Source organism: Nesterenkonia sedimenti (genome assembly GCF_012641515.1).
GTDB classification, from domain to species: Bacteria; Actinomycetota; Actinomycetes; order Actinomycetales; family Micrococcaceae; genus Nesterenkonia; species Nesterenkonia sedimenti.
On the sequence record NZ_JABAHY010000014.1, the window covers coordinates 49,589 to 64,713 of the forward strand.

A 15,125-nucleotide genomic window follows, 5' to 3' on the forward strand; every position below is an offset into this window, starting at 1 on the left:
TCTACCTGTGATCCAGTCGTTTCGTGACAAGGCCACGGAACAAGTATGGGAGACGGGCAAACATAAGAAGTTTGATCCGCGAATCCTGAAGGTAGCTGTACGCAAGTTAGGGCACCTTCACCATGCGGCCCGCCTTGAGGACCTTCAAGTTCCTCCGGCGAATCAACTCGAAGCGCTACACGGAGACAGACAGGGCCAACACAGCATCCGCATTAATAAACAGTGGCGCATTTGTTTTGAATGGACGGAAGCGGGGCCGAGGAACGTTGAAATCACGGATTACCACTAGAGCCAAATGCAAAGGAAAGAACTCATGAGTCTCACCCATCATGCTCACCCCGGGGAGATCCTGCTTGAGGATTTCCTGAAGCCAATGGGTATTTCGCAGTACCGCCTGGCCAAGGATATTGGTGTGGACCCTGCGCGCATTAACGCAATAGTTCACGGAAAGCGGGGGATTACACCCGCGACTGCACTTCGTCTGGGTCAGTACTTCGGTATGTCCGCCGAGTTTTGGACCAACGCCCAGACTCATTACGACTTGGCTGTGGAACGCGCTCTTCATGGGCAGGAAATCGACGCCATCCGCCCCTTGCAGGCCGCCTAGGGGAGGCCTGCGGATGGGTCCTTCCCATTGTGAGGTCATTAAGGCAGTGTTAGTTTTGCGAGATGGCGCTCACGGTTCGGGCAGCAACTGCCGCTGACTGGACTGCCATCTGGCAGATAATCCAAGAGGTGGCAGCTGCCGGGGAGACTTTCGCGATGGAAGTTTCTCCATCTGAGGATCAGATGCGGCGTGAATGGTTGACACCGTCAGCGGGTCGCGTTGTCGTCGCCACTGATGAATCCGGCGAGGTTTTGGGCACCGCGAATATGTACCCCAACCGCCCCAACCAGGGAGCGCATATTGCCTCAGGCTCCTTCATGGTCGCCGATGACGCGCGTGGTCGAGGGGCCGGCCGGGCGATGGTCCGGGACATGGTGGATTGGGCCACGTCCAGTGGATACCGCGGTATTCAGTTCAACGCGGTGGTGGCTACGAATGCATCAGCGGTGGAGCTCTACCGCTCCGAGGGGTTTCGGGCCATCGGCACCGCGCCCCAGGCATTCCTTCACCTGACTTCGGGCGCCGTCGACCTCCTCCTCATGTGGCGAGACCTTCCCTAGTGGAGGTCGTTATCCCAGCCCCCGGGCCATCACCGACTGACCTGTGACTCGGGATCTCTTGGCAAGAAGAAAGCCAGGAGTACGCAGCCGCAGAAAATTATGGAGCCAACCAACGTAGGTAGAGCGATATCTGTAGTTGCAAGGAGGCCGCCTAGGGCTGATCCTAGGGCGAGTCCTAGAAGGCCAAGAACTTTTGAAGTCGCGCCGACCCGGCCCAACAGTTCCGAGGGTACAAGTCGTTGACGAATCGAAGTTGAACAGATGTTCCAGACAACTGCGTGCATGATGTACAGAGCAAGAAGCAGTGCGGCCAGCACCACCTGTGTTGTGTAGGCAAGTAGGGCCAGGGTAGATGCGCCGAGGATAAGACTGGATGTGATGGTCCACCTGTATCCGAGGCGAATGCGGATCGGCACGGTGATGAAAGATCCCGCAAGGCCCCCGAGAGCAGAAAACGCAAGCAATATGCCGTAACCGGCGGCGTTTAAGTCGAGCTGTATGTCAGCGAAAAGGACCAGCACGGAAAACGGCAACATATATCCGATGCTTGAGAGACCTCCGATGAGCGCCAATGTCATCACCGTGCGGTTCTTGAGAAGCCATTGGGCACCTTCTAGCGCTTCTCGATACACAGAAGGTCTCTGTTCTGGCGGGGCCAACTGAGTGGGTCTGCTTCGCTTTGGCAGTGCCAAAGCGAATGCTCCAGCTGCTGCCCACAGGCCACCCATGACATAAGCGGGTAGGACCATCCCTGCTGTGAATAGTAGTCCGCCCAACGGTGGGCCTATGAACTCGTCTGCAGCGAGCTGGGTGGCCGCAATGCGTGAGTTGGCCCCGTCGAGGTGATCCTTCTTCACCAGGGATGGCAACAGGGCGATGGCAGAGCTGTCTGCGACGCTTTCCAAAGCGGCGACGATAGCCATCACCCCGTAGAGCACCATCAAAGTTGCTGGGCCAAAGTGGATTGTCAGAGCGAGGCATACCAGTGCGGCACCGCGTAACAGGTTGGCTAGCACCAACAGTGTTCTTCGGTCCAGGCGGTCTACATAGACACCGATGGGAAGGACCACAGTGAGACGGACTACCGCATAGAGAGTAGCCAAGCCTGCTACCCAGCGAGGGTCATCGGTCAGGGATGCTGCCAGCAGTGGCATCGATACGAAGGTGATCCCGTCAGACAGGTTTGAGAGGGCATTGGCACCCCAGAGAACTTTGAATGACCGACCGAGACTCACCGACTCAGTCTATGGAGTGCGCTGGACCCCGTCGATGACGCCCTAGATTACTTGGGTGCCTTATGCCTGGGGCGACCAGCCCAGGGCCGGGCCGAGACGTTCGGCAATATCTGTGAGTATCTGCACGTAATCGGTCTCCTCGAAGCTGAAGGGCAGGGCGAAGGCCACCTCATCGACCTCCCGGTAACCGGCATGGGCTGCCAACTCCTCAGCGATCTGCTCGCTGGTGCCGATGATGTCCTTAGCCGGCAGGAAACCTTTGGGGCCATTGGGCTGCAGCGTCCGGGGAGTCCGCTCATCCACATAGGCCTGGTACTTCTGCCGCTGCTCGGTGGTTGCCGAATCAGTAGGAATGACCACCAGCCCCTGGGAGACCTTGGCTGCGGCGCCATCGGGGTGCTCAGCCCGGAAGGCCCTGATCTGCTCGGCCTGGATCTCCCCGAAATCTGGCCTGTCCTGCCCCGGCGCGAAGACGACCGAGGAAGTCAGCAGGTTGAACCCCGCCTGACCGGCCCACTGGGCTGAGCGCAGACTGCCCGCCCCGTACCAGAGCCGGGAACGCAGACCAGGGGAGTGAGGCTCCACCCGTTCGGAATGCTCCTCGATCACCCCATCCTTACCGGAGAACCCCCGCACGGGCTCACCGGCGATGAACCCGGCCAGCCGCTGAACCCGGGAATAGCTGAAATCCTCTGCCGCAGCGGTATCCGGATAGAGAGCATCTTTGACAGTGTCCCAGTACATGGGTTCACCCACACTCACCCCTGGATTGATCCGCCCACCGGAGAGCACATCAGCCGTGGCCAGATCCTCGGCCAGCCGCAGCGGATTCTCCCAGGCCAAGGGGGTCACCGCCGTGCCCAGTTCGATCCGAGAGGTTCGCTGGGAGGCTGCAGCCATCACCGCAACCGGGGAGGAAATCCCATACTGCAGATGCCGGTGCCGCAGCCAGGCAGAGTCGAAGCCCAACTGTTCCCCCAGCTCGATGACCCGCAGTGTGGATTCATGCCCGGCGGCGGGATTATCCCGGTCGAAGAGGCCAATGGTGAGGAACCCCAGTTTCTTCAGCGGGGAGGCCCCCGAGGCGGATGCAGCAGCTGACATGATCAAAACTCCTTCACTGGGACTGTCTCGAAGAGGTGGCGGGCTGGGAAGTCGAAAGTGGGGGCAGCAGCAGTGCTAAGAAGCAGGCTACTGCGCTGGCGGTGAGGCAGACCAGAGTTGCCATCCGCAGTGACCCGGTGCCCACGTCCAACCCGGCTGAGAGCAACAGTCCGCTGACCAGGGCAATCAGGAAGGTGGCGGCCAGCCGCTGGGTCAGCTGCAGGAAGGAGGCAGCCACCCCACGCAGATGTGGGCCCACCTCCGCCAGGGCCACTGCCCGCACTGTCGGTTCGGTCATTCCAGAGAAGAATCCCAGGACAACCAGCACTGCAGCCGAAATCCAGAACAGCGCCATCGTTTCCACGGAATAGCTGACGACGACGAACACCGCCAGGGCCACCACCTGGCCGCTGAGCGCTGCGGGGAACACGGTGGCACCCCACCGGGAGAAGAGCCTGTTGCTCATCCGTGCCCCCAGGAACCTTGCGGCTGCTCCGGGTATCCCGGCGGCGGCGATCAGGAAAGCTGAGAGGTCGGTGGCGGCCATGAAGTACATGACCAATACGGTGGAGAAGGCCAGAATGCTGCCGAACCACAGCAGGGCTGCGGCATTGGTGACCATATAGCTGCGGCTGCGCAGCAGTTCGGGGGCGAAGACCGGCAGCCGGCCCCTTCTGCGGTAGCTGACCTCCCACCCGCACAGCAGCATCACCAACAGGATGCTGGCCGCCACCAGTGCAGTCAGCACACCGGTGCCGACTCCCGGATCCACAACCGGCAGGGTCACCGTGAGGGTCAGCGCCCCCAGCAGCAGAACCCCTGGGATGTCCAGATCCACCGCCGCCGAACCTTTCGCGTCCCGGGGAAGGTGCCGCCAGGCCACCCAGAGGGTGCCGATTCCGGCCAGGAAGGGCAGCAGCAGTACCAGCCGCCAGGCGGCTTCACCGATAACTTCCAGCAGCAGGGCCGAGAGCAGGGGACCGGCCACTGCAGCGGCCGCACCGGCGGCGGTGTACCCCGCGAAGGCCCTGACCCGTGCCGGACCCGAATAGGTGTCCTGGATGATGCCCAGCACCTGGGCGGAGAGAATACCGGCACCCAGTCCCTGAAATAGCCGGCCCAGGATCAGCATCCAGGTCTCGGCGGCTGCCGCAGCCAGGCCGCAGCCGGTCAGGAAGAGGCTGAGCCCGAGCAGGAACAGCTTGCGCCGGCCGTAGGCGTCACCGAGCCGGCCGGCAGGGGCCAGGCCGAGGCCGAAGGTCAGAGAGAAGGCAGCCAGAAACCACTGAACCCCTGCAGTGCTGGCACCCAGGGACTCACCCACCGATGGAGCGATATAGGCCATCGAAGCCCCATCGATCAGGGTGGTGAATCCGGCCCCCATACAGGCCAGCAGCACCAGTGACTGCGCCCGGGACCCACCGAGGGTGTCATCTCGAACGCTCGGGGCGAGGCCAGCTGGTCCCATGACTGTTCAGCCCCGATCAGTGGCAAGCAGCGGTCGGTGAACAGCTCATTGCAGTGCCCCTGCGAGATCATCCTCAGCCCGGGCCCCGGAGATGGACTCCAGCAGCTCCCGGGTATAGGGATGTTCAGCCGATTCGAAGATCTCCTGGGTGGGACCAGTTTCGATGATCTGACCGCTGCGCATCACTGCCACCCGGTGTGCCAGGTGCCGCACCACGGCGAGGTCATGGGTGATGAAGAGATAGGTCAGTCCCTGCTCGGCCTGCAGATCCGCCAGCAGGTCCAGGACCTGAGCCTGAACTGAGACATCCAGTGCCGAAACCGGCTCATCGCAGACCACCAGATCAGGGGAGAGCGTCAGAGCCCGGGCAATGGCCACCCGCTGCCGCTGACCACCGGAGAGCTCAGCGGGCCGGCGTTGCAGCGTCCCCTCCGGCAACGCCACCTGATCCAGAAGCTTGGCCGCTGTTTTGCGGCGCTGCTCCTTGGAGCCCACTTTGAAGGCATCAAGGGGTTCAGTGATGATCTGCTCGATGGAGAATCGCGGGTCCAGCGAGGCGTAGGGGTTCTGGTAGATCAACTGGGCACGACGACGCAGCTGCCGCCAAGCTTCCCCACGCAGGGAGGTGACATCTTCTCCGGCGAAGGTGATGCTGCCGGCGTCGGGCTTCTCCAGTCCCAGCACCAGTTTCGCGGTGGTGGACTTCCCGGAGCCGGATTCACCGACCAGGGCCAGGGTCTCGCCCCGCAGCAGGTCGAAGCTGACCCCGTCCACTGCGTGGATGGTCTGCTTCGGTTCCCCTCGCCGGGCCGGCAGGGTGAACTCACGGCGGAGGTCCTTGGCCGAGAGCAGCACCTCAGTGTCTGCCGGCAGTGGGGCAGGAGCCCGGGAAGGTTCGCTCAGACCCGGGGCAGCGGCCACCAGCCGCCGGGTATAGGCATCGGTGGGATTGGTCAGCACCTCATCGGAGGTTCCGGCCTCCACAATCCGCCCACCGTTCATCACCACAATCCGGTCTGCCCGATCTGCGGCGACACCCAGGTCATGGGTCACCAGAAGCACTGAGGTGCCCAGTTCGGCAGTCAGCTCCTGCAGATGGTCCAGGATTTTCTTCTGCACGGTCGCATCCAGTGCGGAGGTCGGCTCATCGGCGATCAGCAGATCCGGCCGGCCGGCAATAGCAATGGCGATCAGCACCCGTTGCCGCATACCGCCGGAGAGCTGGTGGGGATACTGCTGCAGCCGGGTCTGGGGTCGGTCGATACCAGCGCGGTCCAACAGTTCGGCAGCCTCCGCCTGGGCTGAGGCCTTGGGCATCTTCCGGTGGGCGCGGATCGCCTCGATGACCTGGTGGCCGATAGTTCGCACCGGGTTGAGGCTGACGGTGGGGTCCTGTGGGATCAGTCCGATCCGGTTGCCCCGCAGGGTGCGGAACTGCCGGTCGGACCAATCGGCCACATCGGTGTCTCCGAAGAGGATCTTGCCCCCGGTGATCCGGGCGTTCTCCGGCAGCAGGCCGATCAGCGCATGGGAGAGCGTGGACTTACCGGAACCGGATTCACCGACCAGGGCAACCGTCTCCCCATGGCCGATCTCCAGCCCGGCACCGCGCAGGGCTTCGACCGTGCCTCGGGTGGTGAGGTACTCAGAGGTGAGGTTCTCCACCCGCAGCAGGGGTGCGGAGTCGACGTCGTGAGCTGTCATGTCTAGAACCTCCTGCGCTCGCCGGAGAGCGCGTAGGCAATGCGGTTGATGGCCAGCACGGTCGCGGCGATGACCAGACCCGGGATAGTGGTCAGCCACCAGGCTGCGGCCATGTAGTTACGGCCCTCCGAGACCAGCGAACCCCATTCGGGGGCGGGCCGGGGAGCGCCGTAGCCCAGGAAGCTCAGGGCGGAGACCGAAAGGATCGCCATACCGAACTCCAGGACTGCCAGGGCGAGGATGGGCCCGGAGGCGTTCGGCAGCACGTGCCGACGCAGGGTGGTGTACCAGCGCGAACCCAGGGACCGGGCGGCCTCTACATAAACCGCCTGGCAGACCCGCAGGCTCTGGGATCGGGCGATGCGTGCGAAGGTCGCTACCGAACCGATGGCCACTGCGATGGCCACATTCGTGGAGCCGAAGCCCAGGGCGGAGATCAGCGCCAGGGACAGCAGCAGGGAGGGGATGGCCAGCAGCACATCGACCACCCGCATAATCGCCTGGTCCACCCAGCCGCCCAGGAATCCGGCCATAATCCCGAAGACACCACCGGAGAAGAGGGCGATCACCACGGCCACCAGGGCGGTGCGCAGTGAGAGCGAGGTCCCGTGGACAACCCGGGTGTAGAGATCCCGGCCCAGATGGTCAGTGCCGAACCAGTGGGCGGCACTGGGAGACTGCAGGGCCTGGGTACTGTCACCGGTATAGGGGTCACCGGAGGCCAGCACATTCGGGAAGAAAGCGGCGACGACGACCAGGATCAGAAACAGTCCGCTGATCACCAGACCGGGCTTGCGCAGCCACCGGGTCCACGGCAGCTTCTTGGGGGCCTGTTTCGGAGCAGCGGCAGGTGAGCGGACCTCGTCGTTCTGGGGGTCCTGGGATTCGGTGCCCGGAACCTCGGAGCGGAGTGTGGAGGGCAGTGCAGTCTGAGTCATGAGCTTTCCTAGGCGTAGGAGCGTCCGACGGTGACGCGGGGGTCGGCTACGGGGAGCAGGAGATCCACAATGAGGTTGGCGGCGATGAAGACCACCGCGCCGAAGACCACCACACCCTGGACTACCGGGAGGTCCTGCATGGTCACGGACTGAACGGTCAGCTGGCCCACGCCCTGGCGGGAGAAGACGGTTTCGACGATGACCGAACCGGCCAGCAGGTTGCCGGCGATCAGGCCGACCATAGTCAGCGATGGCAGGGTCGCATTGCGCAGCACATGCCCCAGGTGGACCCGGATGCGGCTGATTCCCTTGGCCCGGGCAGTGGTCACGTAGGGATCAATTGCTGCTTCCTGCAGCGATTTCGCCAACACCTGGGCGACTAGGGCGCTGATCGGCAGTCCCAGGGTGATTGCCGGGAGGACCAGTGCACTGAATCCGTCATTTCCCATGGCGGGGAAGATGTTCCAGCTGAAGCTGAACCACTGGATCAGCAGCAGACCAATCCAGAAGGTCGGCAGGGAGATGGCCAGCGGCGGGATGGCCAGCAGGGTCTCGCGCAGCCAACGGAGATTGGTGTAGGTGGCGATCAGGGCGATGGCTCCGCCGAAGATCACTGCCACCACCAGAGCTGCGATGGACAGCTCGACTGTTGGCCAGAGCACCTGGCCGATCGCGGTGGTGACCGGCTGACCGGTCTGCACTGATGTGCCAAGGTCACCCTGCAGGGCGGCGAAGAGGTACTGACCGTACTGGACCGGCAGCGGCTGGTCGAAGCCGTACTCGGCGCGCATAGCGTCGAGCTGCTCCGGGCTGACAGTGCCGGAGTCCATGCCCCCGGCGGCCATCGCGGAGATGGGATCACCGGGGACCATGAACAGGATGACGAAGGTGACCGTATAGGCCGCCCACAGCACCCCCACAGCCAGCAGCAGCCGCATGCCGATATAGCGAACCATTACTGAGCGCTCTCCTCGATCCAGACGTCATTGAGGTAGACCCGGGAGCCGGAGTCGAAGCGCACACCGTGCACCTCTGCCCGGGAGGCCAAAGTGGTGGTGAGGTCCACAACTGGGACGGTGTAGTACTGGCTGACCACCTGCTCCTGGGCCTCGGCGGCGATCTCGGCACGAGCATCGGGGTCCGGCTCAGCGGAGAGTTCCCGCAGAGTCTCGAAGAGCTCCTCGTCCTCGATCAGATAGGGGCTGCTCGGTCCGTAGCTGGTGCGCAGGATATCGGCATCGGCCCGGGTGGCGTTGCGCCAGATGATGTCGAAGGAGCTCTCCGCCACGCGAGTGCCGAATTCAGCAACCTGGCCCTCTTCCAGGGAGACATCAAAACCGGTGGAGTTCAGCTGCTGCTGGATCAGCTCCAAGGTCGGTGCGTTGGTGGGGGCGTTGTCGAACCACAGGATGGTGAACTCCAGGCGCTCGCCGTCGCGTTCGTAGACCTCATCATCGCCGAGTTCCCAGCCGGCATCCTCGAGGACTTCACGGGCAGCATCGGGGTCATGCTGCAGGTACTCGGAGAGGTCCACATGATCCGGAGTGGTGGAGGCGACCACGCTTGTGGAGGCCGGAGTGTCCTCGGTGTATGCGGTGTTGACGATCTCTTCACGGTCGATGCCCAGGGAGATCGCCTCCCGCACGGCCTCATCCTGGAAGAGCTCCTCCTCCTGGTTCAGCCCCAGCCCGAAGGGCATCCCGGGGTTGGTCCGAGGCAGGATCTGAGCATTGGCAGACTCCAGCTGGGGCAGGTCCTGTGGGGCGATATTGCCGATGACATCCACCTGCCCCGACTGCAGGGATCCGGCACGGACCCCAGATTCGGGAACGATGGTGAACTCAATACCGTCCACATAGGGCTCACCCTGGTTATCCCAGACCTCCGAGCCCCAGTCATAGCCCTCGCGGGCGGTCATGGTGATGGAGCTGTCCGGTGTGTAGCTCTCCAGCACGAAGGGTCCGGAGCCCTCCACGGACTCGCAGCGTTCGTCATCGCTGAGTTCCACCGAGTCCGGGTGCAGGATCCCCAGGGCGTGGGTGGAGGTGGCCTGCAGGAACTGGGCGCTGGGCTCCTCGAACCGGACCGTGAAGGTCTGGTCATCGATGACCTCGGTCTCCTCATAACCCTCGATATAGCTCAGGGTGATGTGCCCGCGACTGCCCAGTTCGGTGGCCCGGTCGAGGTTCGCGGCGACAACCTCAGCATCCAGCGGTGTGCCATCGGCGAATGTCACACCTTCGCGCAGGGTGAAGGTGTACTCGGTGGCGTCGTCGTTGATCTCCCATTCTTCAGCCAACCAGGGCGCAATCTCCCCGGTTTCCGGGTCCTGATCGGTCAGCGAATCCACCAGTTGGCGGCTGGGGTAGATGGAGTCATTGGAGCCGGTCTGCTGGGGGTCGATGCAGCCGTCATCGGAACCCACCGCGAAGCTCAGTGTGCCACCGGGTTCGGGATCTCCCACCGGCCCACCGTTACCGGCAGCCCCACCGCCGTTGCCGCCGCAGGCAGCCACCAGGCTCAGCGAGCCGATCAGGAGGCCCGCGGTCGGTATACGCAGTCGTGAGGATGGGAAACGAGAAGTGTGGTCGGTCATCAATTGTGTCTTTCTCTTCGGTGCAAGCCCCGGCAGCATCAGAGTCCGGGGGTCAGTAAGAGGGAATTAGCGGGGAACGCCCAGAAGGTCGCGCAGGGTCGCGCCCTCGGGGTACTCAGTGCGCAGCACGCCGCGCTCCTGCAGCAGCGGCACAACCTTCTGCACAAAGGGCTCCAGGCCGGCCGGGGTGATATGCGGAACCAGGATGAACCCATCCGAAACCCGGGTCTGCACGGCGTCGATAATGGCATCAGCCACCGTCTGCGGGCTGCCGATGAAGGACTGCCGCGACTGGGTATCAATCACGGTCTCGCGCAGGTTCAGGCCCTTCTCCTCGGAGAGTTTGCGCAGTTTGGCGACCTCAGCATGGGGGTCGGTGACCTGGCGGGCACGACCGGCGAAGATCGAGGGGCCCTCGGTATCAGGCTCAATATCCGGCAGCGGACCCTCGGGGTCGTAGCTGCTGAGATCCCGGTTCCAGATCTGCTCCAGCAGCAGCAGGGCGGTCTGGCCGCTGACCTGCTGGGCCCGGACCTCGGCGGCGATCTCCTCAGCCTCACTGTCGGTATCACCGATGATGAAGCTGATCCCAGGCAACACCTTCAGGCTCTCCGGATCCCGGCCGAACTTCTCCACCCGGGACTTCACATCGGCATAGAACTTCCGGCCCACCTCGGGCTCGCTGTGCCGGGTGAAGATCGCATCCGCATTGGCTGCGGCGAAATCCCGGCCCTGGGGTGAATCCCCGGCCTGGAAGATTACCGGATGACCCTGCGGCGGGGTCGGCACATTGAACCGGCCGCGGATATCGAACTGGGTGCTCTGGTATTCGAAGGGCTCAGGCTCCCCGGCGGCATCGGGCCAGGTGTCCCACAGGGTCTTGGCCGCCTTGACGAACTCCTCGGCCCGGACATAGCGCTGATCATGCTCCAGGTAACCCCCGCGCCGGAAGTTCTCCCCGGTGAAGGCATCCGAGCTGGTCACCACGTTCCAGGCGGCACGGCCACCGGAGAGGTGATCGAGGCTGGCGAACTGGCGGGCAACCTCATAGGGCTCATTGAAGGTCGCGTTGATCGTCCCGGCCAGCCCCAGATGCTCAGTGACTGCCGCGAGGCCAGCCAGCACGGGGAAAGTGTCAGGACGCCCGACGACGTCGAGATCGTGAATCCGGCCCTTCTGCTCGCGCAGCCGCAGCCCCTCGGCCAGGAACAGGAAGTCGAAGAAACCCCGTTCGGCCGACTGGGCGAACTTCCGGAAGGACTCGAAATCGATATGGCTGCCGGAGGCCGGATCTGACCACACCGTGGTGTTGTTCACCCCGGGGAAGTGCGCACCGAGAATGACCTGTCGTGGCTGATCGCTCATGCTGCTCCTCCTGCCAGGGCCGGCTGGTTCTCTCCATCTGCGTAGCGGTTGGGCGCAGCCTCCAGGCCGAGGCGGAACCGCAGCGGCTGCTCAGAACCGACGACGACGCCGGCCTCAGTCAGCTGCGGGCTGAGCTCCTCGGCAATCCGGGGCAGATCCGTGTGGTGTTCGGCCGGCAGCAGCCGAACCCCGGAGAAACCTGCTGCGGCGATCTGCTGGATCCGCTCGGCGACCTCCGCGGAGGTGCCGATGACCTGCTGCTGACCAGCCGCGTTGTCCTCACCGGCGGCCTCATTGAGCTCGGCCAGCCGGGCCTGGGCTGCCTCTGCGGTGGGCTCGATGAGTACCTGCAGGTCCACGAACACCAACAGCGGGGCTCCACTGCGGCCAGTCTCGGACTCCACAGCCCGGACCTTCTCCAGCAGCCCGGTGGTCTCCTCGAGGCTGGCTGCGGAGAGGAAGAGCAGATCTGCCTGCTGGGCGGCTGCCTTCAACTGGGCGGATCCACTGCCCTGGAGGGCCACCACCGGCTGGCCCTGCGGCGGGCGAGGAGTGATCGAGGGGCCCTTGACGGTGAACCGTTCGCCCTCGTAGTCAATGTAGTGAAGCTTCTCCCGGTCCACGAAACGTCCGGTGGCGGAGTCGCGGATCTCGGCGTCGTCCTCCCAGGAGTCCCACAGCCGGCGCGCCACATCCACCACATCGGAGGCCTCCGCGTAGAGGGACTCCGCATCCAGATCATCCCGGCCGCGTCCGAAGAGGGCTGACTCCTCGGCGGTGGCCGATACCTCAGCCAACCAGCCGGCCCGCCCGGAGCTGATGTAATCCAGGGTGGCGATGTTCTTCGACAGGTGGAAGGGCTCAGTGTGGGTGGTGGTCAGAGTGGGCACCAGGCCGATCCGGGAGGTGCGGGCGCCGACCCAGGCGGCGACCAGGGAGGCATCCAGCTGCCCCTGACGCTGCAGGCCCAGGGAATCGTCGAAGGTGACCAGATCCGCCCCGCTGGCCTCGGCAGTCTGGGCCAGCGAGCCCCAGTACTGGGGGGTGAAGACTTCCTGGGCGGCAGGAATCCGGAACCAGGACCCGGGGTGCCACCCGGTGTCCCGCAGGCCGATGGCCAGATGGAAATCAGCCGAGGCTGATCCCGGCTGGTGGGTGCTGTTCATAGCAATCCTCTCAACTCACACTTGCCGCGCACCGGATGGTGTGCGACCTTGTCGTCACCTGGAGCACCCCACTGTGAAAGAGGGTTGCTGTCCGGCAAGCCAGGGCTTCGCGCCGGATCTCATGACGGGCTCAACGCTAGCACCGCGACCCCCTCAGCCAGAGGGGGCCTGTAACTTCACGTCACATCGGCCAGCAGCTCGAATGAGCGCAGCCGAACCGCCGGATCATGGGTGGTTGTGCTGATCAGCAGCTCATCGGCGCCGGTGGCCCGCTGCAGCACATCCAGCTGCTCAGCGACCTGATCGGCAGTACCGAGGAAACGGGTGGAGGTCCGGTCGCGGACCAGATCGGCAGCCTCTGCGCCCAAGGGGGCAGCGGCCGGGCTGTCCGGGGCCGGATAGGGGATCGCCCCCTGACCGGAGCGGATGGAGTAGACCCACTGGTCGTAGCCGGCACCCAGGCGGTGGGCTTCAGCCTCGGAATCGGCCACCAGAACCTCAGCGGAGACGATCACATAGGGCTCAGCCAGCTCATCACTGGGCTGGAAGCTGGCCCGATAGTGATCCACGGCGTCGGTCACATTGGAGGGAGCCACATGGTAGTTCGCTCCGAAGCGCAGTCCGCGCTCACCGGCGACCTTGGCCGATTCCCCGGCTGAGCTGCCCAGGACCCATACCTGTGGGGGAGTAGGCAGCTCAGGGGTGGCAGAGGGCAGGGCCACGCCCTCGGCTTCGGTGGTGTGGTTCAGGAAACTGATCAGCTGGTCGATGAACTCCCCATAGGGGGCCAGTGGGGTGCCTTCGGGGATCAGCAGCTCGGCAATGGCCTGCATTCTGGGGTTTTTCCCCAGTCCGCTGAGATCAGGTGCGGCCGGCAGCAGCAGACCCTCCTCAGTGGTGCGGTCCTGCTGGGCCTCTTTGGTGGCCATCGCCGGGGGTCGGGAGCCGGGGTCCTTGGACTGGGTGCGCTTGCCCCGTACTGGGGCCCGGCCGATGCCGAGGTCCACCCGGTCGCCCAGTGTGGCCTGCAGCAGAGCGAAATCCTCGGCGATGGCCAATGCACTGCGCTGGCCTGCCAGCACTGCCCCGGAGCCGACTCGCAGGGTGGAGGTGGCGCTGCCGGCCAGGGCCATCAGCAGGGCCGGGTTATAGCCGATCACCCCGGGGTTGAAATGATGCTCGCCGTACCAGAGGCGGGTGTAACCCAGCCTCTCAGCGGAGCGTGCCAGCTCCACGCTGGCGGCCACCGCCTGCTGCGGGGACTGACCCTCGGCCACCGGGACGAGGTCGAAAATACTCAGCGGAATGGACACGGTGGTGCTCCTGCTCGACAGTCACGAGAATGTGCTCAGCGAACATATCAACGCCGAACAGGAGCACCTGGGCCCGTTGTAACACTAGGACTCCCGGTGTAACACAAGGACTTCTGCCCGGTACCAGCAGCTGGGGGTCCCAGATATGGGTGGTGGATCAGGCAGTGGCGCCCAGCTCCGCGATGTGATCAGGCAGCCGGTCGTGGGAGCCGTACATGAAGTGGTTGGACATGTTCTCGGAGAACCGGCTGGCCTCAGTGGTCAGCCCCACCGCCTCGGCGACCTCGCGGATATGCATCGGGGCTGCACCACAGCAGACACCGAGATAGTTGATGCCCAGGTCATAGGCCTCCTTGGCCCAGGCGCCGATCTCATAGCGGTTGTTCAGCAGCGGATCCAGAGCGGTGGGGAAGGTCCGCCCATGCGGGGAGGGCACAGTGGCCCGGACATCGGAGAGGTTGAAGAAGGTCGGCTCCTCAGCGGTGGTCCGGTAGGGGATCGGCAGGGCCCCCACATGGCAGGAGACCTTCTCCCGGATCTGCTTGAGCCAGGGCATGATCGTCTCTGGGCCGCGGAAGCAATTAAGCCCGACGACGTCGGCACCGGCCTGCTCCAGCTGCTGGGCGGTCTCGACCACACCCACGCCATCGGCCATCTCCTCGAAGGCCATAGGTGCCAGGGTCAGTACAACCGGAAGTCCGCTGGCCTTGGCGATCTCCAGGGCGGCCAGGGCTTCACCGGCGTAGTAGAAGGTCTCACCGATGATCAGATCGGCGCCCTCCTCCACGGCCCAGCCAACCATCTCCTCGAACATCGAACGCACCTCAGCCTGTTTGGCGGGATCGGCGGGATCCCAGATATTGGAATTGGAGATATTGCCGGCCATGAAATTGCCGGGCTTGGCATCAGCGACCTCTCGGGCGATCTTCAGTGCCGCACGGTTCAGCGGTTCCAGGAGGTCCTCCTTGCCGATGACCCGCATCTTCTCGCGGTGGCCATTATAGGGGCCATTCGCGGTTGAGCGTGGAGGTGTGTCGAGTCAAGGGGCTCGCGCCCTTATTGGATGATG

The 15,125-nt window shown here is 64.1% G+C and carries 13 protein-coding genes, 1 pseudogene and 1 riboswitch; of the genes and pseudogenes, 3 read left to right on the forward strand and 11 right to left on the reverse strand.

Annotation, left to right across the window (positions count from 1 at the left end):
- Positions 1-7: 7 nt before the first annotated feature.
- From HGQ17_RS12355 to HGQ17_RS12365, 3 genes are all read left to right on the forward strand, one after another.
- On the forward strand, positions 8-289 hold the full coding sequence (locus HGQ17_RS12355) for a type II toxin-antitoxin system RelE/ParE family toxin (protein ID WP_168888255.1): 282 nt from the start codon (positions 8-10) through the stop codon (positions 287-289).
- Positions 290-313: 24 nt separating this feature from the next.
- Entirely contained in the window at positions 314-607 is a 294-nt protein-coding gene (locus tag HGQ17_RS12360) for a HigA family addiction module antitoxin (protein ID WP_168888256.1), read from the forward strand.
- A gap of 62 nt (positions 608-669) precedes the next feature.
- On the forward strand, positions 670-1,167 hold the full coding sequence (locus HGQ17_RS12365) for a GNAT family N-acetyltransferase (protein ID WP_168888257.1): 498 nt from the start codon (positions 670-672) through the stop codon (positions 1,165-1,167).
- Between the two features lie 29 nt (positions 1,168-1,196).
- Here the strand turns inward: HGQ17_RS12365 and HGQ17_RS12370 are convergent, their stop codons facing one another.
- From HGQ17_RS12370 to HGQ17_RS12420, 11 genes and pseudogenes are all read right to left on the reverse strand, one after another.
- Positions 1,197-2,402, reverse strand: a complete 1,206-nt coding sequence (locus HGQ17_RS12370; protein ID WP_168888258.1) for an MFS transporter — start codon at positions 2,400-2,402, stop codon at positions 1,197-1,199.
- 60 nt (positions 2,403-2,462) lie between these two features.
- The gene (locus HGQ17_RS12375) at positions 2,463-3,506 is read right to left on the reverse strand and encodes an LLM class flavin-dependent oxidoreductase (RefSeq protein ID WP_168888259.1); all 1,044 of its coding nucleotides are present in this window, start codon (positions 3,504-3,506) and stop codon (positions 2,463-2,465) included.
- Between the two features lie 13 nt (positions 3,507-3,519).
- Complete coding sequence (locus HGQ17_RS12380; RefSeq protein ID WP_168888260.1) at positions 3,520-4,974, reverse strand: MFS transporter; 1,455 nt, start codon at positions 4,972-4,974, stop codon at positions 3,520-3,522.
- A 45-nt stretch (positions 4,975-5,019) separates the two neighbouring features.
- Positions 5,020-6,678 carry an ABC transporter ATP-binding protein gene (locus tag HGQ17_RS12385; protein WP_168888261.1) on the reverse strand — a complete coding sequence of 553 codons (1,659 nt, stop codon included), beginning with the start codon at positions 6,676-6,678 and terminating at the stop codon, positions 5,020-5,022.
- A gap of 2 nt (positions 6,679-6,680) precedes the next feature.
- A complete protein-coding gene (locus tag HGQ17_RS12390) occupies positions 6,681-7,616 on the reverse strand; it encodes an ABC transporter permease (RefSeq protein ID WP_168888262.1) in 936 nt (311 codons plus the stop codon).
- A gap of 8 nt (positions 7,617-7,624) precedes the next feature.
- Complete coding sequence (locus HGQ17_RS12395; RefSeq protein ID WP_168888263.1) at positions 7,625-8,572, reverse strand: ABC transporter permease; 948 nt, start codon at positions 8,570-8,572, stop codon at positions 7,625-7,627.
- Positions 8,572-10,212, reverse strand: coding sequence for an ABC transporter substrate-binding protein (locus tag HGQ17_RS12400; RefSeq protein ID WP_168888264.1), 1,641 nt, complete (start codon positions 10,210-10,212; stop codon positions 8,572-8,574). Before HGQ17_RS12400 ends, HGQ17_RS12395 begins: the two co-directional genes overlap by 1 nt.
- A gap of 66 nt (positions 10,213-10,278) precedes the next feature.
- Positions 10,279-11,577 (reverse strand): NtaA/DmoA family FMN-dependent monooxygenase, encoded by a 1,299-nt coding sequence (locus tag HGQ17_RS12405; protein ID WP_168888265.1) that lies wholly within the window; start codon positions 11,575-11,577, stop codon positions 10,279-10,281.
- Positions 11,574-12,743, reverse strand: coding sequence for an LLM class flavin-dependent oxidoreductase (locus HGQ17_RS12410; RefSeq protein ID WP_168888266.1), 1,170 nt, complete (start codon positions 12,741-12,743; stop codon positions 11,574-11,576). Before HGQ17_RS12410 ends, HGQ17_RS12405 begins: the two co-directional genes overlap by 4 nt.
- Positions 12,744-12,755: 12 nt before the next feature.
- A riboswitch (SAM riboswitch) is annotated at positions 12,756-12,870 on the reverse strand.
- Between the two features lie 49 nt (positions 12,871-12,919).
- On the reverse strand, positions 12,920-14,056 hold the full coding sequence (locus HGQ17_RS12415) for an LLM class flavin-dependent oxidoreductase (RefSeq protein ID WP_168888267.1): 1,137 nt from the start codon (positions 14,054-14,056) through the stop codon (positions 12,920-12,922).
- Positions 14,057-14,213: 157 nt separating this feature from the next.
- Positions 14,214-15,047: pseudogene (locus tag HGQ17_RS12420) on the reverse strand (homocysteine S-methyltransferase family protein); the annotation flags it as partial.
- Positions 15,048-15,125 lie beyond the last annotated feature (78 nt).